Here is a 20819-nt window from a genome sequence, read left to right as displayed (position 1 = left end):
AACCCGGACGGGTTACAGAACGAAAAACAGGAGGCCGGTGCGATTGCAGCCGGCCTTTTCAGTTTCTGGGGGTGATTAATCCAGGTCGCCGAAGTGCTCGCCCATGCGCACTTCGCTATCGGCACCCAGTGCCTCGAGCCATTCCACCTGGTCCTTGCCAAACAGCATGATCACGGTAGAGCCGAGCTTGAAGCGGCCCATCTCCTCACCTTTCTCCAGACGAATCTCTTCCTGCTCGCTATAGTGGGTGGCGCGGATCTCGCGCGGAACCGGGGTTACCTGGCCGGCCCATACGGTTTCGATGCTGGCCACGATCATGGCGCCTACCAGGATCATGGCCATGGGCCCGGCGTCGGTGTCGAAGATCGCCACAACGCGCTCGTTGCGCGCGAACAGGCGCGGCACATTCTCGGTGGTTGCCTTGTTGACCGAGAACAGGTCGCCCGGCACATGGATCATGCTGCGCAGTGTGCCACCGAGGGGCATGTGCACGCGGTGGTAGTCTTTCGGCGACAGGTAAACCGTGGCGAACTGGCCGCCCATGAAAGGCGCCGCTACCTTGGGATCGCCGCCCACCAGTTCTATCAGGCTGTAGTCCTGGCCCTTGGCCTGGAAGATGCGACCGTCACGGATGTCACCGAGCTGGCTGATGGCACCGTCTGCGGGGCAGGCCAGGGTCTTGCTGCCGGAAACAATCTCGCGTGCGCCGGGTTTCAGTGCGCGGGTGAAGAAATCGTTGAAGCTGCCGTAGGCGGTGCAGTCCTCCTCCACCGCTTCATCCATATCGACGTCGAAATGGTCCACGAACCAGCGCGTGAAGGGATCCTTGATCCAGCTGATGGAGGTCTCGGCCAGCCATCCCGCCGCGCGGGAAAGCAGTCTCTGCGGGGTGATGTATTGCAGTGCGATAAAAAGTTTTTCTTGCATGGATCCGGGTCTTCAGTTTTTACGGTTGTGCCTCAGGGCTCAACAGGCGTGTGTTCGGTGTTGCCCCACTCGCTCCAGGAGCCGGGGTAGGCGCGCATCCTGTAGCCCAGGGATTTGCCTACCAGGTAGGTAAAGCCCGAGCGGTGGTGGGACTGGCAGTGGGTAACCAGTTCCCGCTCCTTGTCAAAGCCGAGCGCGGCGAGGTGTTCGGCGGCGTCGGTGCGAATACGCAGGTCGCGCTGCGGGTCCATCAGGCTGGTCCATTCGCAGTTGATGGCGCCGGGGATATGGCCGCCCTTGAGGGCGAGTACTCGCTCACCGCGATACTCCGCAGGGGAGCGTGCATCCAGTACCTGCAGGGTGCCTGCCTGCAGGCGTTGCATGATCTCTTCCAGGTCGATCGATACGCTGGCCTCATCCCAGGCAGGCTCGAAATCCGATGGGGTCGGCGCTGGCACTTCCTGCGACAGCGGCAGGCCCGCGGCCTCCCAGGCGTGGTAACCGCCGTTCAGGTAGCTGTTGTTGCGGTGGCCGGCTACGTCCAGGGTCCAGAGCAGGCGCCCGGCCCAGCCACCACCCTCGTCGTCGTAGGCAACCACATGGGTGTCCGCCTCGATCCCAAGGCTGCGCAGCAGTGCAGTGATCCGCTCGTGCGGGGGGAATTTGCCCGGGGCGGGGGGTGTACCAGCCATCAACTGGCGCGGGGGCACATAGATGGCGCCGGGAATGTGGCCATGGGTATAGCGGTCCTCGGCGCACAGGTCGAGAACCAGCAGTTTGTCACCGCGGTCCATGGCAGCCTGCAGTTCTTGCGGCTCGAGGATGTAGGGCAGGTTGTCGGCCAAGTTGGGCTCCTTTCCTGGGTGGGGCGCCATTCTAGCGCAATGCGCGGCGCGGGTTCAGCCTGTTTACCGGGTCACCTGCTGGCCGATGGGCCGCGCTATTCACTGAGGCTGTTGCGCAGGTGCAGGTAGCTGTCCATGCGGCGCTGGCTAACGGCGCCATCCTCGACGGCCTGGTTGATGGCGCAGCCGGGTTCGGCCTGGTGGCGGCAATCGCGAAAACGGCAGTGGCCGATAAACGGGCGAAACTCGACAAAGCCCTCCAGCAGCTCCTCATCCGACATGTGCCACAGGCCGAACTCCCGGATGCCGGGAGAATCAATCAGGTGGCCGCCATCCGGGAAATGGAACAGCTCGGCGGTGGTGGTGGTGTGGGTGCCTTTCTGGCGGGCCTCAGACAGGGCCCCGACCCGCGTATCCACACCGGGCAACAGTGCATTGATCAGTGAGGACTTGCCGACCCCGGACTGCCCGACAAATACGTTGGCGCCCTGCGCCAGCAGCTGCTTGAGTTCGCCGAGTCCGTCCCCGGTTTTGGTGGAGACAGGCAATACCGGATAACCGAGCTCCGGGTAGGGTGCCAGCAGCGCTTCCAGCTCGTCGCGATTGCTGTCGTCGATACGATCGGTCTTGTTGAGCAGGATGAGTGGCGGGATATGCACTGATTCCGAGGCCACCAGATAACGGTCGATCAGGTTGGCATGCGCCTGCGGGTAGGGTGCCACCACAATCACAATGCGGTTGATGTTGGCTGCCACGGCACGCAGGTCGCCGTGCCGGTCCGGCCGCAGCAGTTCCGAGTCACGCGCCATACGCGCCCCCACCACGCCGAGTGCATCTTTCTCCGCCAGTGATGGCCGCCATGCCACTCGATCTCCGGTCACCAGCGGGTCCAGGTTGGCGCGCATGTGGCAGCGTTGACGGTTGCCATCTTCCCCCTCGACCAGCACCTGGGTGCCGTAATGCGCAATCACCAGTCCGGTCTGCTCTGGCCCCAGTATGCCCTCGTCGAGCTGCTGCAGCGCTTTTTCCTCGCGCCCGGATGCACGGCGCTCGCGCTCTTCCTGGATTTTGTTGATGCGCCATTGCTGGCGGCGGTTGAGTTTACGTTTGCTCATGAAGAATCTGCTTGTGCGACGCGCCGATTATAGGCGTGTGCCGTAAAATACGGTAACTTGCACGGAAAATCTGGCTGTGGGGCGATTATGCAGAACGAAAACAACCTGGTCTGGATCGACCTTGAGATGACCGGCCTCGACCCCGAGCGGGAGCGGATTATCGAAATCGCGACCGTCGTTACCGACAGCGACCTGAATATCCTCGCGACCGGCCCGCAGATGGTCGTGCACCAGGACGACGCCTTGCTCAATGCGATGGATGAGTGGAATACACGCCAGCACGGTAACAGTGGCCTGACGGCCAAGGTGCGCGAAAGCAAGGTCAGCGAGGCGGCTGCGGAGCAGCGCACACTGGAGTTCATCAGCAAGTGGGTGCCGGAGGGGAGATCACCGATGTGCGGCAACTCCATTGGCCAGGACCGGCGTTTTCTCAACCGCTATATGCCGAAGCTCGAGGCCTGGTTCCACTATCGCAACCTGGATGTGAGCAGCGTCAAGGAGCTGGCGCGACGCTGGCGTCCGGACGTCCTGAAGGGTGTGGTCAAACAGGGCAATCACCTGGCGCTCGACGATGTGCTCGACTCCATCAATGAGCTGCGCCATTACCGCGCGCATTTTTTCCGCGCGGAAACACCACAGCCCTGAACGGGATCAGCTGCGCGCGCCCAGGTAGCCCTCGTAATCGGGAATATCGCGTTCGTAGGACCCGGCCATCAGGGGGGAAGTCAGCATCATATCCGCCGAGGCGCGGTTGCAGGCCACCGGGATATTCCACACCGCCGCAATCCGCAGTAGTGCCTTGACGTCGGGATCGTGCGGCATCGGCTCGAACGGGTCCCAGAAAAACACCAGCATATCGATACCGCCTTCGCTGATCTTGGCGCCGATCTGCTGGTCGCCGCCGAGTGGGCCGCTCAACAGCGCACTCAATTCAAGCCCGGTTTCCCTGCCGATAAGCCCGCCGGTGGTACCGGTTGCAAAAAGTTCGTGCTGCGCGAGTACTTCGCGGTGGCGCTGGCACCAGCCAATCAGGGTTGGCTTGCGGTTATCGTGCGCTACCAGGGCGATGCGTTTGCGTGCCGGCGACAGGATGGTTTTGTACTGCAAGGTGAAGCCCCTCTGTACTGTGGTTGTCGCACAGGATAACCCGAATCGCAGTCGCGCTCAGCCGACTCGGTCGATAAAAAATAGATAGCAGGCAGTTAGGGGCCGCGGAATTTCCCGGAAGTTCAGCGGTTGCGGCGTATCTTGCGTTTGCGCCGGCGCGGGCTTTGCAGGCGCGAGAGCGCCCAGCGCAGGTGCTCGGCGACCAGTGGTGTGTCCTCGTCGATGGCAGCGCGCACAGCTTCGATGATTTCCGCACTCGGTTCTGCATTTCCAAGTGCTACCGCAAGGTTGCGCCGCCAGCGCTCGTAGCCGGAGCGCCGGATTGCGGAGCCGGCGGTATTGTCCAGGAATTCCTGTTCCGACCAGCCAAACAGCTGCAGCAGGTCGCTGTCGCCGAGGCCGTGGCGCGGATGGAAGTCGCCTTCGCCTGTGGGTTTTGCAAAGCGATTCCAGGGGCAGATTGCCTGGCAGTCGTCGCAGCCGAAGATGCGGTTGCCCATCGGCTCGCGCAACTCTTCCGGGATCACGCCGTCGTATTCTATCGTCAGGTAGGAAATGCAGCGCGATGCATCGAGCTGGTAGGGGCCGATAAAGGCATCGGTGGGGCAGACCTTGAGGCAGGCACTGCAGGTGCCGCAGCGGTCGGGTTGCTCGCTCTGGTCCACGGGCAGTGGCAGGTTGACGAACAGTTCGCCCAGGAAAAACCAGGAGCCGGCCCCGGAATTGAGCAGCATGCAGTTCTTGCCGATCCAGCCGAGCCCGGCTTTTTCGCCGAAACCGCGCTCGAGTACCGGCGCGCTGTCGGTGAAGGCGCGGTTGCTGCTGTCCCAGTCATGTTCGCTGGCGAAGCGGTTGATCTGTTCGCCCAGCCGGGCGAGGCGCTTGCGGATCAGTTTGTGATAATCGCGCCCCAGCGCATAGCGCGATACATACGCCTTGCGGGAATCCTTGAGGATCCGCACCGGTTCTGTATCCGGCGGCAGGTAGTCCATGCGTGCGCTGATCACCCGCAGGGTGCCGGGCTCCAGCGCGGGCGGGTCGGCACGCAAGGCCTGGTGGGTACGCATCCACTCCATATCCGCGTGATAGCCGGCATCGAGCCATTGCTGCAGGCGCGCGGCGTGATCGGTGACATCGCAATCGCTGATGCCTACCTGCTGGAAGCCGAGGTCGCGTCCCCAGTCCCTGATCAGTGCGGCGAGATGATTCAGGTCGGCAGAATCGTACATGGATGGTGGCAAACTACGTATAATCTTCAGGGCGTCATTCTGGCATATTAATCTGAACGGAACGCCATGCAGCAAGATTCTCCCTATTTCCTGTCCCTCTACAGCGCCGCCGCGGTGCGCGCCATGGATTCCAATGCGATCGACAATATCGGTATAAGCGGCAGCCTGCTGATGAAGCGTGCCGGTCGCGCCGTGTTCGAACAGTTGCAGGTACGCTGGCCGGACTGTAAGGAAATTACAGTTTATTGTGGCGGCGGCAACAATGGCGGTGACGGTTATGTGGTGGCAGCGATTGCCGCCCAGCGCGGCCTGCGCGCGCGGGTTGCGTGGCTGGTAGCGCCGGACGAATTGAAGGGCGATGCCCGCGCGGCGATGGAGTTTGCGCGCCAGGAAGGGGTTGAGTTCTTGCCCCGGACGCAGCTCGACGACCCTGCCGGTGTACTTGTGGATGCGATGCTCGGCACCGGTTTCAGCGGGGAATTGCGTGCCGAATTTGCCGCTTCGGTGCAGCAGGTCAACAGTTCGGGCCTGCCGGTGATCGCTGCGGATATTCCCTCCGGGGTCGAGGCAGATACCGGCCATGCGCCCCTGGCCGTGCGCGCTGACTGTACCGTGACGTTTATCGGGCGCAAGGCCGGCCTCTATACAGGCGCGGGTGGCGCCTGTGCCGGGGAAATCGTTTTCGATGATCTGGGGGTGCCGGCGGAAGTGCGCGAGGGGCTCGAGCCTCTGGCGCACCAATACGGGGGTGGCGTACATCTCGCGCCGCGTCCGGCGGATGCACACAAGAACCTTTATGGCACCGTACTGGTGGTGGGTGGCGACAGCGGCTACGGCGGGGCGGCGATGATCGCCGCCGAGGCCAGTGCGCGCACTGGCGCCGGCCTGGTGCGTCTGGCGACCCGGCCCGAACACGTGAACGCGACCCTCGCACGGGTGCCGGAGGTGATGGCCAGTGGCGTGGTATCCGGGCAGGAGCTGGAGCCACTGCTGGAAGCGCCGAGCGTCATCGCGCTGGGGCCGGGCCTCGGCCAGCGTCCCTGGGGTGAGCAGATGCTGGCCCGCGCAGGGCGCGCGCAGGCGCCGCTCGTGGTGGACGCCGATGCCCTGAATATCCTCGCCGGCGGTCGTGTGCTGGCCGGTGTGCGTCGCGATGACTGGGTGCTGACCCCGCATCCCGGCGAGGCCGCAAGGCTGCTGGGCTGCTCCAGCGCTGAAATCGGGCGCGACCGGCTCGGGGCGGCAAAAGCCCTTCAGGAAAAATTCAGCGGCGTGGTGCTATTAAAAGGGTATGGCACTGTGATTGCGCATAAGCGTGGCTGCGAAATTGTCCGTGCCGGCAATCCCGGCATGGCGTCCGGCGGCATGGGCGACCTGCTGACCGGCATAATCGCAGGGCTGATGGCGCAGGGCCTGTCGCCGCTGGAAGCGGCGTACCAGGGTGCCTGGGTGCACGGCGAGGCAGCGGACAGGGTCGCGGCGCAGGGTATGCGCGGCATGCTGGCAACGGACCTGCTCCCCGTCGTGCGTGAAATTATTGGCTGAATAGAATGACGATGCATGCAAATGCGCTGCTGACACTCCGCTGTGACGGCGAGGCCGAGATGGTGGCCGCGGGCGAGACGATTGGCAGGGCGGCGGCCGCGCTGGCACAACAGCAACCCCTGTGTATTTTCCTGCAGGGGCAGCTGGGTGCTGGCAAGACCACGTTCAGTCGCGGCGTATTGCGCGCGTTTGGTCACACCGGCGCGGTCAAGAGCCCCACCTATACGCTGGTGGAGCCCTATGATTTTGGCAGCTTCCAGGTCTATCACTTTGACCTCTACCGACTGAGTGATCCCGAGGAACTGGAGTACATGGGCATCCGCGACTATTTCCGCGGAAAAAGCCTGAGCCTGGTGGAATGGCCCTCCCAGGGGCAGGGAATTTTGCCCGAGCCGGACCTGTCGCTGGATATCAGCGTGGTGGGCAGCGGGCGAGAGCTGACGTTCAGTGCCGGTACCGAGGCTGGCAATCGCTGGCTCGATGCGGTAAATAAACTGTTGAAATAAAAAACGGGCATGACGCGCGCGGCGCGATCATGCCACGGCAATAAAAAATACGGGTCCGATCTATGCGTGCAGGCTTTACCCGCACCTTATCAGCGCTGGCGGCAATGCTGCTGCTCCCGGCGATCTCGCTGGCACAGACGGTCAGCGTGGAAGGCGTGCGCCTGTGGCGCGCCCCGGATCACACCCGCCTGGTGCTGGACCTGAGTGGTCCGGTCGAGCACAACCTCATGACCCTGCGCGGCCCGGATCGTATCGTGATCGATATGAAGGGGGCGAGTAACGCCGCGGACTTCGATGCGCTGGAACTGGACAAAACCCCGATCTCACGGGTGCGCCATGCGGTGCACGACGGGGCCAACCTGCGTGTGGTGCTGGATCTCAGCCGGGCGGTGAAGCCGCGCAGTTTTCCCCTGAAACCATTGCAGCAGATGCCGGACAGGCTGGTGATCGACCTGCACGACACCGTGGCGCCGGTTGAGAAGACCATCGCAGACGTGAAATCGAGTGGTGGTGACCGCGATATCATCATTGCGATCGATGCCGGCCACGGTGGTGAGGATCCGGGTGCCCTGGGTCCCGGCCGGGTGCGCGAGAAGGATGTGGTGCTCGCCATCGCGCGGGCGATGCACAAGGAAATCAATGCCATGCGCGGCTTCAAGGCGAAGCTGGTGCGCGACGGGGACTACTACATCCCGCTGCGTGACCGGGTGAAGAAGGGCAAGCGCTTCGGGGCCGACCTGTTTGTATCGATCCACGCGGATGCGTTCACCCGCAAGGGTGCCAATGGCGCATCGGTATTCGCGCTTTCGCAGCGCGGTGCTTCATCGGAGACGGCGCGCTTCCTCGCGCAGCGCGAGAATGAGTCCGACCTGATCGGTGGTGTCGGCGGCACGCTCGACCTGAGCGATGCGGATGAAATGCTGGCCGGGGTGCTGCTCGACCTGTCCATGACCGCCACCATGAATGACAGCCTGGAGGCGGGTGCCTCGGTGCTGGAGCAGATGGGCCAGGTGACCCGCCTGCACAAGCCCAGGGTGGAACAGGCCAACTTCGCCGTGCTGCGTTCCCCGGATGTGCCTTCCATCCTGGTGGAAACCGGCTTTATCACCAACCCCGCCGAAGCCAGGGCGCTCTCAACCCCGGCCTACCAGCGCAAGCTGGCGCGGCAGGTGGCGCGGGGCGTGGCCTCCTATTTCGAGCGCAAGCCGCCGGAAGACAGCCTGTTGGCCAAAGCCGGCCCGCAGAAGCCGGACCAGGTCATCATCGCCCGCGGCGATACCCTGTCCGGTATCGCGGCGCGCTACAACGTCTCGGTGGCCGCGCTGAAGAGTGCCAACCGCCTGCGCAGCTCGGCGCTGCGGGTGGGCCAGAAGCTGCGGATTCCCTGAGCGGCGCAATTCGGGCGCCGCGCCCATTTCGCCGAATCGCCGGTCAGCGGTAAACTGGCGCTTTCCCGAAGATTTGTGCGCCCATGAACCAACACATCAAGTCGCTGTCGCCGCGCCTCGCCAACCAGATCGCCGCCGGCGAGGTGGTGGAGCGTCCCGCCTCAGTAATCAAGGAACTGCTGGAAAACAGCCTCGACGCCGGTGCTACGCGCCTCGATATCGATGTTGAGAAGGGTGGTATCAAGCGCATCAAGGTGCGCGACAACGGCAAAGGCATCTACCGCGAAGACCTGCCACTGGCGCTGGCGCGTCACGCCACCTCCAAGATCTATGAGCTCGATGACCTGGAGGCGGTCGGCACCCTGGGCTTCCGCGGTGAGGCGCTGGCCTCCATCAGTTCTGTGGCGCGCCTGGAGCTGACCTCCAGTCGCGATGACTCGGGCAAGGGTTGGCAGGTGACTGCCGAGGGCCGCGATATGGAAGCGCAGCTGCAGCCGGCGGCACACCCGCGCGGTACCTCGGTGGAAGTGCGCGATCTGTTCTTCAATACGCCGGCACGACGCAAGTTCCTGCGCACCGAGAAAACCGAATTCGGGCGCATCGACGAGACCGTCAAGCGCCTGGCCCTGTCGCGCTTTGACGTGGCCATCCACCTGCGTCACAACGGCAAGGGTGTGCACAACCTGCGCGCCGGTGAAGCCCGGGTGGAGAAGGAGCGCCGCGTGGCCCAGGTGTGCGGGCCCGCATTTATGGAGAATGCACTGCATATCGATATGGAGCGCAGCGGCCTGCGCCTGTGGGGCTGGGTGGCGCAGCCGGCGTTTTCCCGCTCCCAGGCCGACCTGCAGTTTTTCTACGTCAATGGCCGTGCGATCCGCGACAGGGTGGTGACCCATGCGGTGCGCCAGGCCTTTGCCGATGTGCTGTACCACGGGCGCCATCCGGCGTTTGTCCTGTACCTGGAGCTGGATCCGGCCTCGGTCGACGTCAATGTGCACCCGACCAAGCACGAGGTGCGCTTCCGCGACGGGCGCCTGGTGCACGACTTTCTCTACAGTGCGCTGCACCGCGCGCTGGCCGATGTACGCCCGGGTGACGGCAGCGACAGCCCGGCCCAGGTGAACCAGGCGCCGGTCAGCGGCCTGCAGGCGGGCGAATTTGCCGGCCAGGGCAGCATGCCACTGGCGCCTGCCATGCCGGCAAACAGTTTAGCGAGCAGTGGGACTGGCACAGGCGCCGGCTACGGCGGTGGCCAGCCGGCCTGGCAGCAGGGTGCGTCCGTGCCCTCCCCGGCGGCCATCGCAGGCCTCGGCGCGCTGCACCAGGGCGCGGCGGAAACCGCTGCACGGGAAATCTCGCACAATCCCTACGCCGTGGCCCAGCCACCGGCGGACGGCGCGGAGCAGGAAGTCCCGCCGCTGGGCTTCGCCATCGCGCAACTGCACGGCATCTATATCCTTGCGGAAAACGCCGATGGCATGGTGGTGGTGGACATGCACGCGGCACATGAGCGCATCGTGTACGAGCAGATGAAGGCGGCGCTTGATGAGGGTGGGCTGCAGGCGCAGCCACTGCTGGTGCCGCTCAGCATTGCAGTCAGCCAGAAAGAGGCGAATGTGGCGGAGGAGCAGGCCGAAGTGTTCGGGCAGTTGGGTTTTGAGCTGCAGCGTGCCGGGCCGGAGTCCCTGCTGGTGCGCCAGGCGCCCTCACTGCTGGCGCGGGGCCCGGTGGAACAGCTGGTGCGCGATGTGCTGGCCGACCTGATTGCGCAGGGCAGCAGCAACCGTATTCGCGAGCATATCAACACCATTCTTGGCACCATGGCCTGCCACGGTTCCGTGCGCGCCAACCGCCGTCTGAGCATCCCGGAAATGAATGCGCTGCTGCGCGATATGGAGCACACCGAGCGCAGCGGCCAGTGCAATCACGGGCGCCCTACCTGGACGCAGGTTAAACTGGCCGATATGGACAAATGGTTTTTACGCGGACAGTAAATGGCCCCGAAACCTAAAGCAATCTTCCTGATGGGGCCGACCGCGTCGGGCAAGACTGATCTTGCCATGGCGCTGTACGATGCGCTGCCGGTGGAGCTGATCAGTGTGGACTCGGCGCTGGTGTATCGCGGCCTCGATATCGGCTCCGCCAAACCCACCGCGGGGGAGCTGGCGCGTTACCCGCATCGCCTCATCGATATCTGTGACCCTTCCGAAAGTTATTCCGCCGGCCAGTTCCGGCGCGACGCCATTGCCGCCATGCACGAGATTACCGGGGCGGGCAGGATACCGCTGCTGGTGGGCGGCACCATGCTGTACTTCCGCGCGCTGCTCGAGGGGATGACAGAGCTGCCGCAGGGCGACCCCGCGATCCGCGCGGAACTCGAGGCCCGTGCGGAACGGGAGGGCTGGCCGGCACTGCATGCGGAACTGGCGAAGGTCGACCCGGAGTCTGCCGCGCGCCTGCATCCCAATCACTCTGCCCGCATTGAGCGCGCGCTGGAGGTTTACCTGATCAGTGGCAAGCCCATGACCGAGTGGCGCGCCGAGCAGGCTTCCGCTGGTATCGGCGACGACTACCAGCTGGTGCAGATTGCCATGGCGCCGCACGATCGCGCGTTGCTGCACCAGCGTATCGCGTTGCGCTTCGAAAAAATGATCGCGGCGGGATTTCTCGACGAGGTGCGCGGCCTGATGGCGCGCGGCGACCTGCACGGCGACCTCCCGGCAATTCGCTCTGTTGGATACCGCCAGGCATGGCAATACCTGCAAGGGGAGTTCCCGCTGCAGGAGCTGGTGCCACGGGCGGAGGCAGCCACCCGCCAGCTCGCCAAGCGGCAGCTGACCTGGCTGCGCGGCTGGCCGGAACTGCACTGGATTGACTCCCAGGAAAAATCAGGCGCGCCTCGCAAAACAGGTGAAATGTTGCGCCAAGCCTTGCAATTTATCGCCTGAGCAGCCATAACGTGGACAGGGCACACAAATGCGCCCGTATCAGTCAGTTTTCGGAGCCCGAGTTGGGTCCTCCGGTTTACACGCTTGTGTTCATCAAAGGCTGTCGTAGTTGTTTGCGGGGTTCGCGAACGCGATGCCTTGCTGGACACGGATTTTGACAAGGAGAAAAAAATGTCAAAAGGGCATAGCTTACAAGACCCTTACCTCAACGTTCTGCGCAAAGAGCGTATTCCCGTATCCATCTATCTCGTCAACGGCATCAAGCTGCAGGGCCAGGTTGAATCCTTCGACCAGTTCGTGGTGCTGCTAAAGAACACCGTCAGCCAGATGGTATACAAGCACGCCATCTCTACAGTGGTGCCGTCGCGCGCCGTGCGCGTCCCGATGATTAACCCGACCGGACCGGGTGGGGCACAGGAGCCTGGTGCAGAACCGACCGCCTGATTTATCTTTTTGCCGCCGGCGAAACCGCCGGCGGCCGGTCTTGACGCAAGCCCCGGTAGCATTGTCTCCCGGGGTTTTGCTGTGTATATTGCCCGCCCGCATCCCCACCCCTGTCCAACCAATGAGCGCAAGCGTTGTTTTTTGATCGCCCCGAATCCGGCGAGCTCGCCGTACTGGTCCACCTGGATTTCAGCAGCATCAGCAGCCCGGAAGATCCGCGTGAATTTGAGGAGCTGGCCATCTCTGCCGGCGCCGATCCCGTCGCGTTTGTATTTGGCCGGCGCGCCACCCCGGACCCGAAAACCTTTGTTGGCAAGGGCAAGCTCGAGGAGATCCGCACCATGGTCAAGGGCCATGAAGCGGAGCTGGTGATCTTCGACCACACCCTGTCGCCCAGCCAGGAGCGCAACCTCGAGCACGAGCTCAAGTGCCGGGTGCTGGACCGTACCGGACTGATCCTGGATATCTTTGCCCAGCGCGCGCGTACCCACGAGGGCAAGTTGCAGGTGGAACTGGCGCAGTTGCGCCATATGTCCACCCGCCTGGTGCGCGGCTGGACCCACCTGGAGCGGCAGAAGGGCGGTATCGGCCTGCGCGGTCCCGGTGAGACCCAGCTGGAAACCGACCGCCGCCTGCTGCGCGCGCGCATCGACAATATCGAGAAGCGCCTGCAGAAGGTGCGCGGCCAGCGCCAGCAGGGCCGCCGCTCGCGTGAACGTGCGGAACTGCCGACCCTTTCCCTGGTCGGATACACCAACGCCGGTAAATCGACCCTGTTCAACCGCATCACCAAGGCGGGTGTTTACGTCAAGGACCAGCTGTTTGCGACGCTCGACCCCACCATGCGTCGGATCGACCTGCCCAATGTGGGTGCGGCGGTGCTGGCTGACACCGTGGGATTTATCTCGCACCTGCCGCACAGGCTGGTGCAGGCATTCCGCGCGACCCTGGAAGAGGCCGCCAATGCCACGCTGTTGCTGCATGTGGTTGATGGTGCCGCAGAGGATCGCCTGCACATCATCGATGAGGTGCGCGCCGTACTCGAGGAGATCGATGCGCACGAGATTCCGCAGCTGATGGTCTACAACAAGATCGATCTGCTGCAGGATGTGGCGCCCCATATCGATCGCAACGAGGCCGGTGAGCCGGTTGCCGTTTGGTTGAGTGCACGTACCGGTGAGGGCGTGGACCTGTTGCTGGAGGCAATTGCGGAGCGACTCGGGGAGCAGATGGTGCAGGGCCTGCTCACGCTGAAGCCGCAACATTCGAAGCTTCGCGCGCAGCTGTTTGAGTGTCACGCTGTGCAGGATGAACGCTACCTGGAAAATGGCGAATGCGAGCTGCAGATCTGTATGCCGAAAACGGAATTACTGCGCCTGATGGCACCCTATCCGGCCTGCGCGGTGGATTCGCCGCTGTGGCGGCCGGCGAGTTAGGCGTCATTTGTCGGCAGCCGAAACCGGGAACGGCATTCTGTGGCCGCAAATCGCACCAAAATATCCTTACGCCGTTTGTCGGTACGCAACTGGGTTGCGTTCAGTGCTAGAATCTTGCGGCAATCTATCCGCGCATTTGCAACTGGTACGCTTTGCCTGACTGCGTTTGTGCACACAACGATAATTGATGGAGTATCTGATGGCCTGGAACGAGCCGGGTGGTAATAACAACGATCCCTGGGGTGGCCGCGGCAACCGCAACAACGATGGTCCGCCGGACCTTGATGACGTAATTCGCAAATTTCAGGACAAGCTGGGTGGGCTGTTTGGCGGCTCCGGCTCGTCCGGCGAGGGTGGGGCAAGCATTCCCTGGATGCTGATCCTGTTCCTGGCGGCGCTGATCTATGCCTTCCTGGGCGTGTACCAGGTCAATGAACAGGAGCGCGGTGTGGTTCTGCGCCTGGGCGTGTACAAGGAAACTGTCGGGCCAGGCCTGCACTGGAATCCGAAGTTTATTGATCAGGTGCACATCGAGAATGTCACCGCCCTGCGCACCCATCCGACCTCTGGCCTGATGCTTACCGAAGACGAGAACATCGTTGAGGTGGACCTGGCGGTACAGTATGTCATCGCCGACCTGGTGGCCTACACCCTGCGGGTCAGCAATCCCAAGGACAGCCTCAAGCATGCGACCGATTCGGCCCTGCGACATGTGGTGGGTTCGAGCAGCATGGACGATGTGCTCACCGAGGGCCGTGAGCAGGTTTCCATCGAGGTGAAGGAGCGCCTGCAGAAGTACCTCGACCTGTACGAAACCGGTATCGCGGTGCAGCAGGTCAACATCCAGCGCACCCGTGCGCCGCAGCAAGTGCAGGCGGCATTCGATGACGTGATCAAGGCGCGTGAGGACGAGCAGCGGGTCAAGAACGAGGCCCAGGCCTACGCCAACCAGGTGATTCCGGAAGCGCGCGGCCGTGCGCAGAAGCTGATCGAGGAAGCCACCGCATACAAATCCGAAGTGGTGGCGCGGGCCAGGGGTGATGCGAGCCGCTTCACCAGCCTGCTGTCCGAGTACCAGAAGGCGCCGGAAGTAACCCGCGAACGCCTCTACCTGGATACGGTGCAGGAAGTCATGAGCAATACCTCCAAGGTGATGGTGGACGTCGAGGGGGGTAACAACATGATGTACCTGCCGCTGGACAAGATCATGGACCAGCAGGGCAAGCGAATCGCGCAGGGCAGTGATGCATCGCAGGATGTCGTGCAGGAGGTGACCGACCGAGTGATCAATCGCCTGCGCCAGGAAGCCGCCAGTAATCGTCGCCGGGAGGTACGCCAATGAACAGTAACAAGCTTATGATTCCGTTGCTGGTGGTGCTGCTGGCGCTGCTGGTGATTGGCAACAGTGCATTTATCGTCGACGAGAAAGAGCGCGCGGTGATGCTGCAGTTCGGTCGCGTGGTGAAAGATGACATCAAGCCGGGCCTGCACTTCAAGGTGCCGCTGATGCACGAAATACGCAAGTTCGATGCGCGTATCCTGACCATGGACTCGCGTCCGCAGCGCTATCTGACCATCGAGAAGAAAGCGATGATGGTCGACTCCTACGCAAAGTGGCGCATCCTGGATGTGCCGACCTATTACACCTCCACCGGTGGTGACCCTGCCGTGGCGGAGCGTCTGCTTGCGCAGCGAGTGAACGAGGGCCTGCGCAACCAGTTCGGCCGGCGCACCCTGCATGAAGTGGTGAGTGGCGAGCGTGACGAGTTGATGGTGGAGCTGACCGAATCCCTGAACAAGGTGGTGAAGCCGAAGCTGGGCATCGAGGTAATCGATGTGCGGGTGAAGCGTATCGACCTGCCAGAAGAGGTGTCTGAATCGGTGTATGCGCGGATGACCACTGAGCGTGAGCGCGAGGCACGCGACCACCGTGCGAAGGGTAACGAGCGCGCGACCATCATCCGTGCGGAGGCGGACCGACAGAAGGTAGTGATCGAGTCCGAAGGCTATCGTAAGTCAGAAGAGCTGCGCGGTCAGGGTGACGCCCAGGCGGCCAATATCTATGCCGAGGCCTACAATAAGGACGCCGAGTTCTACCGCTTTACCCGCAGCCTCACGGCCTATCGCAATACCTTTTCCAACAAGGGTGATGTGATGCTGATCGACCCGGAAAGCCAGTTCTTCCGCTACCTGAAGGACGCGGAGGGCAAGGCCGACTAACGATTTGGTTTCAGACGAAACCGTCGCACAAAAATTCGCCACGCCCAGAAACATAGTGGTAGAATCACGCAAACCGGACGCAGAAACCTCTGCGCCCGGTTTTTTTGTTTACAGGGATTGTTGGCCGCACGACGCTGGGAGGGCGCCATGTGGGAGGAACTGGCCCGGGCATTTGCCCTGATGCTGGTAATTGAGGGATTTTTGCCATTTCTGTACCCGGGGCGCTGGCGCGCGCTGGTGATACAGCTCGCGGGTGTGGAAGCACGTACCCTGCGAATGGCAGGGCTTGCCTGTATGATCGCGGGCGTCGTCCTGCTGGGTTTGTTGAACTAGAAGGAAGGCTCGCTAGACATGACTCTGGCCGAACGCTGGATGCTGCCAGACGGCATCACTGAAATACTGCCTGCAGACGCCAGTCGCATCGAGACCCTGCGCCGGCGCCTGCTGGACCTCTACCACAGCTGGGGCTACGACCTGGTTATCCCGCCGATGGTGGAATTTGCGGATTCATTGCTGATCGGGCTCGGGCGCGACATCGAGCTGTCGACGTTTCGGGTAACCGACCAGATCTCCGGGCGGATGATGGGAATCCGCGCCGATATCACGCCGCAGACCGCGCGTATCGATGCACACAGTTTCCCCCGCAGTGGCGCCAACCGCCTCTGCTATGCCGGCCATGTGCTGCACACCCGTCCGCGCACGCCTCACGGCAGCCGCGCACCCATCCAGACCGGTGCGGAGCTGTACGGCAACGGCAGCCTCGACGCCGATATCGAGATCATCTCCCTGATGCTGGAAACCCTGGCGGCGGCCGGCATCGACGAGGTGCACCTGGACCTCGGCCACGTCGCCATCTTCCGCAGCATCATTGCCCGCGCGGGGCTGGACGAGGAGCGCGAAGCGGCGCTGTTCCGCCTGGTGCAGGACAAGGTGCAGACCGAGCTGGGCAGCTGGCTGGAGCAGAACGTCGCCGATGCGGACCTGCGCACCTGGCTGCTGGCGCTGCCCGGCCTGCACGGCGGCCGGGAGATGCTCGCCGATGCGGCCGCAGCCCTGGCCGGTGCACCGTCACAGGTCAGCGAGGCGTTGCAGGAGCTGACCCGGGTAGCCGAGGTGATCGCACAGCGTTACCCGCAGACCCGCCTGTTCTTCGACCTGGGTGAATTGCGCGGCTATGACTACGAGAGCGGGCTGGTATTTGCCGCCTACACGCCGGGCCATGGACATGCGGTCGCCAACGGAGGGCGCTACGACGGCATCGGCGCGGTATTTGGCCGCGCCCGCCCGGCCACCGGCTTCAGTACCGATTTAAGCCTGCTCGGCAGCCTCGGTACGGTTGCATTCTCCGAGCCGGGCATTATCCTCGCGCCTGTCGAAGCGGACCCGGACCTCTGGGCGCTGGTGGCAGAGCTGCGCCAGTCCGGCGAGCGCGTTATTAGTGAGCTCGGCGACGATCCCGAGCTGCGCCAGCGCTGCGACCGCCAGCTGGTGCGTGAAGACGGAAAGTGGCAGCTGGTGCCCCTGTAAGTGGCAACCGGCGACTAAAGAAGTACCTGGTGGGCAGCCGTCCGGCTGGGCACCTAACATTAATGACTGAACTGAGAGACTTTGCTGACAATGGGCAAAAACGTAGTAGTGCTGGGCACCCAATGGGGTGACGAGGGCAAGGGCAAGATCGTCGACCTGCTGACAGAGCAGGTGTCCTACGTTGCACGCTTCCAGGGCGGCCACAACGCTGGCCACACCCTGGTGATCAACGGCCAGAAGACGGTATTGCACCTGATCCCATCCGGTATCCTGCGCGAGGGCGTGACCTGCCTGATCGGCAATGGTGTGGTGTTGTCACCGGAAGCACTCCTGACCGAGATGGGCGGCCTCGAAGAGCAGGGCGTGCCGGTGCGCGAGCGCCTGCGCCTGTCGCCGGCCTGTCCGCTGATCCTGCCGGTGCATATCGCGCTCGACCAGGCGCGCGAGCGCGCCCGCGGCAAGGACGCGATTGGCACCACCGGCCGCGGTATCGGTCCGGCTTACGAGGATAAGGTGGCGCGACGCGGCCTGCGCCTCGGTGACCTGATGCACTGGGACAATTTCAAGCTGCAGCTGGAAAAACTGCTCGAGTTCCACAACTTCTCTCTGGTCAACTATTACAAAACGGATGCAGTCGACGTAAACGAAACCATCGCCGCGGCGCAAAAATGGCGCGAGGAACTGCTGCCGATGATCGTCGATGTCACCGACGTCCTGCACAGCGCGCGTGAATCCGGCGAGCACATCCTGTTCGAGGGCGCCCAGGGCTCGCTGTTGGATATCGACCACGGCACCTACCCGTTCGTGACCTCCTCCAATACCACCGCTGGCGGTACCGCTACCGGTTCCGGCATGGGCCCGATGTACATCGACTACGTGCTCGGCATTACCAAGGCCTACACCACCCGTGTTGGCAGCGGTCCCTTCCCGACCGAACTGGACGACGAGATCGGCCAGCACCTGGGTGTGAAGGGCAACGAATTCGGCGCAACCACCGGGCGCAAGCGCCGCACCGGCTGGTTCGATGCGGTTGCCGTGCGCCACGCCATCCGCATCAACAGCCTGTCCGGCATCTGCCTGACCAAGCTCGACGTGCTCGATGGCCTGAAGGAGATCAAGATCTGCGTCGGTTACTGCAACGCGAAAGGTGAGGAAATTTCCGTGCCGTTCGACGCGCAGGGCTGGGAGGAAGTGGATCCGGTTTACGAAACCATGCCGGGCTGGAGCGAGTCCACTTTCGGCGTGCAGCGCGAAGCCGACCTGCCGGAAAACGCGCTGGCCTATATCCGCCGTATCGAGGAACTGTGTGGCTGTCCGGTGGATATCATTTCCACTGGCCCGGACCGTGTCGAAACCATCGTGCGCGAGTCATCCGCGCTGTGTGAGATGGGTATCCACAACGCCACGGTCTGATTTTTCCACCTGATTCCTGCAGTGCCCGGGTACTTATTCAGTACCCTCGCAGTACTCCCAAAGTACCCGGGCCTATTCCCGCCGCCGCGTCTCTGTAATGCTTGCCAGCGACTAAACTGATTCACTCCTGATACCATAACAACAGGCGAAAAGGCGTGAATATTCTTGTCACTGGCGGCGCCGGTTTTATCGGCAGCGCGCTGGTCCGTTTCCTGGTCAATGAGACGCCCAACCGGGTGCTCAACATTGACGCGCTCACCTACGCTGGAAACCCCGATTCCATTACCTGTGCGGACAACCCGCGCTACAGTTTTGCGCAGGTCGATATCCGTGACAGCGTTAACCTGTCGCGTGAAATTCAGGCGTTCCGGCCGGATGTCATCATGCATCTGGCGGCGGAGAGCCACGTGGATCGCTCCATTGATGGCCCCGCGGATTTTATCCAGACCAATATCGTGGGCACCTACAACTTGCTGGAGGCCACCCGCGCATACTGGCGCAACCTGCCGCTGGCAACACGCAGCGCGTTCCGGTTCCTGCATGTCTCCACCGATGAGGTATTCGGTGACCTGGGTGCGGAGGGCCGCTTTTCGGAGACCTCCCCTTACGCGCCGAGCTCACCCTATTCCGCCAGCAAAGCTTCCTCGGATCACCTGGTGCGCGCCTGGCAGCGAACTTACGGCCTGCCCGCGATCATCTGTAACTGCTCGAACAACTATGGCCCGTTCCAGTTCCCGGAAAAGCTGATTCCGCTGGCCATCCTGAATGCGATTGCCGGCAGGAAAATCCCCGTGTACGGCGACGGTAGCCAGGTGCGCGACTGGCTGTATGTCGAAGACCATGTGCAGGCGCTGTATCTCGCTGCCACGCAGGGGATGGTGGGCGAAACCTATGCCATCGGCGGCGAGAGTGAACGCACCAATCTCGAGGTGGTGCAGGAAATCTGCGCGGCGCTGGAGTCGCTGGTGCCGGACAAGCCACCCGGCGTTTCTGACTATGCGGAGCTTATCGGATTTGTCGACGATCGCCCCGGCCACGACCGCCGCTACGCCATCGATACGAGCAAGATCCTGGAAGAGCTGGGCTGGGCACCGCGGCAGTCGTTTGCCAGCGGTATTCACCAGACCGTGGCCTGGTATCTGCAGAATGAACACTGGTGGCGGCCCATCCAGCAGGGGCACTATCGGGGCCAGCGCCTTGGGCTGCGCATCAAGGCCAGTGGTGACAGCGTGCAAGCCGAGGTTGAGAAATGAAGGGCATCATACTGGCCGGTGGTTCCGGCACCCGACTGCACCCGATCACACTGGGCGTGTGCAAGCAGCTGTTGCCGGTCTACGACAAACCGATGATCTACTACCCGCTGACCACGCTGATGCTGGCGGGTATCCGCGAGATCCTGGTGATTTCCACACCGGAAGATACGCCGCGCTTTTCGCGCATGCTGGGCGACGGGCGCCAGTGGGGGTTGTCGCTCCAGTACGCGGTGCAGGAAAGCCCGGACGGGCTTGCGCAGGCGTTCCTGATCGGGGAGGAGTTTATCGATGGCGATCGCTGCGCACTGGTGCTCGGTGACAACCTGTTTTTCGGCCAGGGCATGACCGGCGCCCTCCGCCGCGCGGCTGCGCTGCAGGGTGGGGCGACCGTATTCGCCTACCCGGTGCGCGACCCCGAGCGCTTCGGGGTGGTGGCCTTCGACGATGCCGGCAAGGCATACGACATCGAGGAAAAACCGCGCAACCCGAAATCCCGCTACGCGGTGACCGGCCTGTATTTTTACGATGAGCGGGTGGTGGAGTTTGCCCGGTCGGTGAAGCCCTCCGACCGCGGCGAGCTGGAGATCACCGATCTCAATCGCATCTATCTCGACGCCGGTGAACTCAACGTCGAGATGATGAGTCGCGGCGCGGCCTGGCTGGATACCGGCACCCACGATGCCCTGATCGATGCGGGCCAGTTTGTGCAGACCGTGGAGCGGCGCCAGAGCCTGAAGATCGCCTGCCCGGAGGAAGTCGCATGGCGTGCTGGCTGGATCTGTGCCGACCAGCTCCGCTACCTCGCGGACCCTTTGCGCAAGAGTGGGTATGGCGAATACCTGCTGGAGATCCTCGAGGACGCGCAGGGCTATCGCCGCGGTCTGGAACAGCTCAGTGGCGAGCCCTCCGCCTGACG

The 20819-nt window shown here is 63.0% G+C and carries 20 protein-coding genes; 15 read left to right on the top strand and 5 right to left on the bottom strand.

What is annotated here, in order from left to right; translation table 11 throughout:
- Positions 1–75: 75 nt before the first annotated feature.
- The 3 genes from asd to rsgA form a co-directional block, all read right to left on the bottom strand.
- Positions 76–927 carry an archaetidylserine decarboxylase gene (asd, locus tag QSJ80_RS01075; RefSeq protein ID WP_285762416.1) on the bottom strand — a complete coding sequence of 284 codons (852 nt, stop codon included), beginning with the start codon at positions 925–927 and terminating at the stop codon, positions 76–78.
- Between the two features lie 32 nt (positions 928–959).
- A complete protein-coding gene (locus QSJ80_RS01070) occupies positions 960–1772 on the bottom strand; it encodes a sulfurtransferase (RefSeq protein WP_285762415.1) in 813 nt (270 codons plus the stop codon).
- 95 nt (positions 1773–1867) lie between these two features.
- Positions 1868–2887 (bottom strand): small ribosomal subunit biogenesis GTPase RsgA, encoded by a 1020-nt coding sequence (rsgA, locus tag QSJ80_RS01065; RefSeq protein WP_285762414.1) that lies wholly within the window; start codon positions 2885–2887, stop codon positions 1868–1870.
- A gap of 87 nt (positions 2888–2974) precedes the next feature.
- Between rsgA and orn the strand changes: the two genes are divergently transcribed.
- Positions 2975–3532, top strand: coding sequence for an oligoribonuclease (orn, locus tag QSJ80_RS01060; RefSeq protein ID WP_285762413.1), 558 nt, complete (start codon positions 2975–2977; stop codon positions 3530–3532).
- Between the two features lie 6 nt (positions 3533–3538).
- On the opposite strand, the gene QSJ80_RS01055 is transcribed toward orn, so the two are convergent.
- Both QSJ80_RS01055 and queG read right to left on the bottom strand, forming a co-directional pair.
- On the bottom strand, positions 3539–3994 hold the full coding sequence (locus tag QSJ80_RS01055) for a methylglyoxal synthase (protein ID WP_285762412.1): 456 nt from the start codon (positions 3992–3994) through the stop codon (positions 3539–3541).
- A 122-nt stretch (positions 3995–4116) separates the two neighbouring features.
- Positions 4117–5223, bottom strand: a complete 1107-nt coding sequence (gene queG / locus QSJ80_RS01050) for a tRNA epoxyqueuosine(34) reductase QueG (RefSeq protein ID WP_285762411.1) — start codon at positions 5221–5223, stop codon at positions 4117–4119.
- Between the two features lie 66 nt (positions 5224–5289).
- Here queG and QSJ80_RS01045 point away from each other — a divergent pair, with 66 nt between their 5' ends.
- The 14 genes from QSJ80_RS01045 to rfbA all read left to right on the top strand — a co-directional run bounded on the left by QSJ80_RS01045 (position 5290) and on the right by rfbA (position 20817).
- Entirely contained in the window at positions 5290–6768 is a 1479-nt protein-coding gene (locus QSJ80_RS01045; protein ID WP_285762410.1) for an NAD(P)H-hydrate dehydratase, read from the top strand.
- 5 nt (positions 6769–6773) lie between these two features.
- A complete protein-coding gene (gene tsaE / locus QSJ80_RS01040) occupies positions 6774–7274 on the top strand; it encodes a tRNA (adenosine(37)-N6)-threonylcarbamoyltransferase complex ATPase subunit type 1 TsaE (protein ID WP_434219153.1) in 501 nt (166 codons plus the stop codon).
- 62 nt (positions 7275–7336) lie between these two features.
- The gene (locus QSJ80_RS01035) at positions 7337–8662 is read left to right on the top strand and encodes an N-acetylmuramoyl-L-alanine amidase (protein ID WP_285762409.1); all 1326 of its coding nucleotides are present in this window, start codon (positions 7337–7339) and stop codon (positions 8660–8662) included.
- An 83-nt stretch (positions 8663–8745) separates the two neighbouring features.
- Positions 8746–10656 (top strand): DNA mismatch repair endonuclease MutL, encoded by a 1911-nt coding sequence (mutL, locus tag QSJ80_RS01030; protein WP_285762408.1) that lies wholly within the window; start codon positions 8746–8748, stop codon positions 10654–10656.
- Positions 10657–11610 (top strand): tRNA (adenosine(37)-N6)-dimethylallyltransferase MiaA, encoded by a 954-nt coding sequence (gene miaA, locus QSJ80_RS01025; RefSeq protein ID WP_285762407.1) that lies wholly within the window; start codon positions 10657–10659, stop codon positions 11608–11610.
- Between the two features lie 171 nt (positions 11611–11781).
- A complete protein-coding gene (hfq, locus tag QSJ80_RS01020; RefSeq protein ID WP_285762880.1) occupies positions 11782–12054 on the top strand; it encodes an RNA chaperone Hfq in 273 nt (90 codons plus the stop codon).
- A 134-nt stretch (positions 12055–12188) separates the two neighbouring features.
- Positions 12189–13490, top strand: a complete 1302-nt coding sequence (gene hflX / locus QSJ80_RS01015; protein ID WP_285762406.1) for a ribosome rescue GTPase HflX — start codon at positions 12189–12191, stop codon at positions 13488–13490.
- 199 nt (positions 13491–13689) lie between these two features.
- The gene (gene hflK / locus QSJ80_RS01010; protein ID WP_285762405.1) at positions 13690–14832 is read left to right on the top strand and encodes an FtsH protease activity modulator HflK; all 1143 of its coding nucleotides are present in this window, start codon (positions 13690–13692) and stop codon (positions 14830–14832) included.
- Positions 14829–15710, top strand: coding sequence for a protease modulator HflC (gene hflC / locus QSJ80_RS01005; RefSeq protein WP_285762404.1), 882 nt, complete (start codon positions 14829–14831; stop codon positions 15708–15710). The genes hflK and hflC overlap by 4 nt, the downstream gene beginning before the upstream one ends.
- Positions 15711–15857: 147 nt before the next feature.
- On the top strand, positions 15858–16043 hold the full coding sequence (locus QSJ80_RS01000; RefSeq protein WP_285762403.1) for a DUF2065 domain-containing protein: 186 nt from the start codon (positions 15858–15860) through the stop codon (positions 16041–16043).
- Between the two features lie 18 nt (positions 16044–16061).
- Positions 16062–17237, top strand: a complete 1176-nt coding sequence (locus QSJ80_RS00995; protein WP_285762402.1) for an ATP phosphoribosyltransferase regulatory subunit — start codon at positions 16062–16064, stop codon at positions 17235–17237.
- A gap of 90 nt (positions 17238–17327) precedes the next feature.
- Positions 17328–18650 carry an adenylosuccinate synthase gene (locus QSJ80_RS00990; protein ID WP_285762401.1) on the top strand — a complete coding sequence of 441 codons (1323 nt, stop codon included), beginning with the start codon at positions 17328–17330 and terminating at the stop codon, positions 18648–18650.
- Positions 18651–18805: 155 nt separating this feature from the next.
- Positions 18806–19903: a dTDP-glucose 4,6-dehydratase gene (rfbB, locus tag QSJ80_RS00985; RefSeq protein WP_285762400.1), complete on the top strand. Its 1098-nt coding sequence runs from the start codon at positions 18806–18808 to the stop codon at positions 19901–19903.
- Positions 19900–20817, top strand: a complete 918-nt coding sequence (gene rfbA, locus QSJ80_RS00980; RefSeq protein ID WP_285762399.1) for a glucose-1-phosphate thymidylyltransferase RfbA — start codon at positions 19900–19902, stop codon at positions 20815–20817. The genes rfbB and rfbA overlap by 4 nt, the downstream gene beginning before the upstream one ends.
- The last annotated feature ends 2 nt before the right edge of the window (positions 20818–20819 follow it).

Origin of the sequence: Biformimicrobium ophioploci (assembly GCF_030270605.1) — a bacterium.
GTDB classification, from domain to species: Bacteria; Pseudomonadota; Gammaproteobacteria; order Pseudomonadales; family Cellvibrionaceae; genus Biformimicrobium; species Biformimicrobium ophioploci.
The sequence above is the reverse complement of the archived record's forward strand: the minus strand, read 5'-3'. Positions and strand labels throughout refer to the sequence as shown.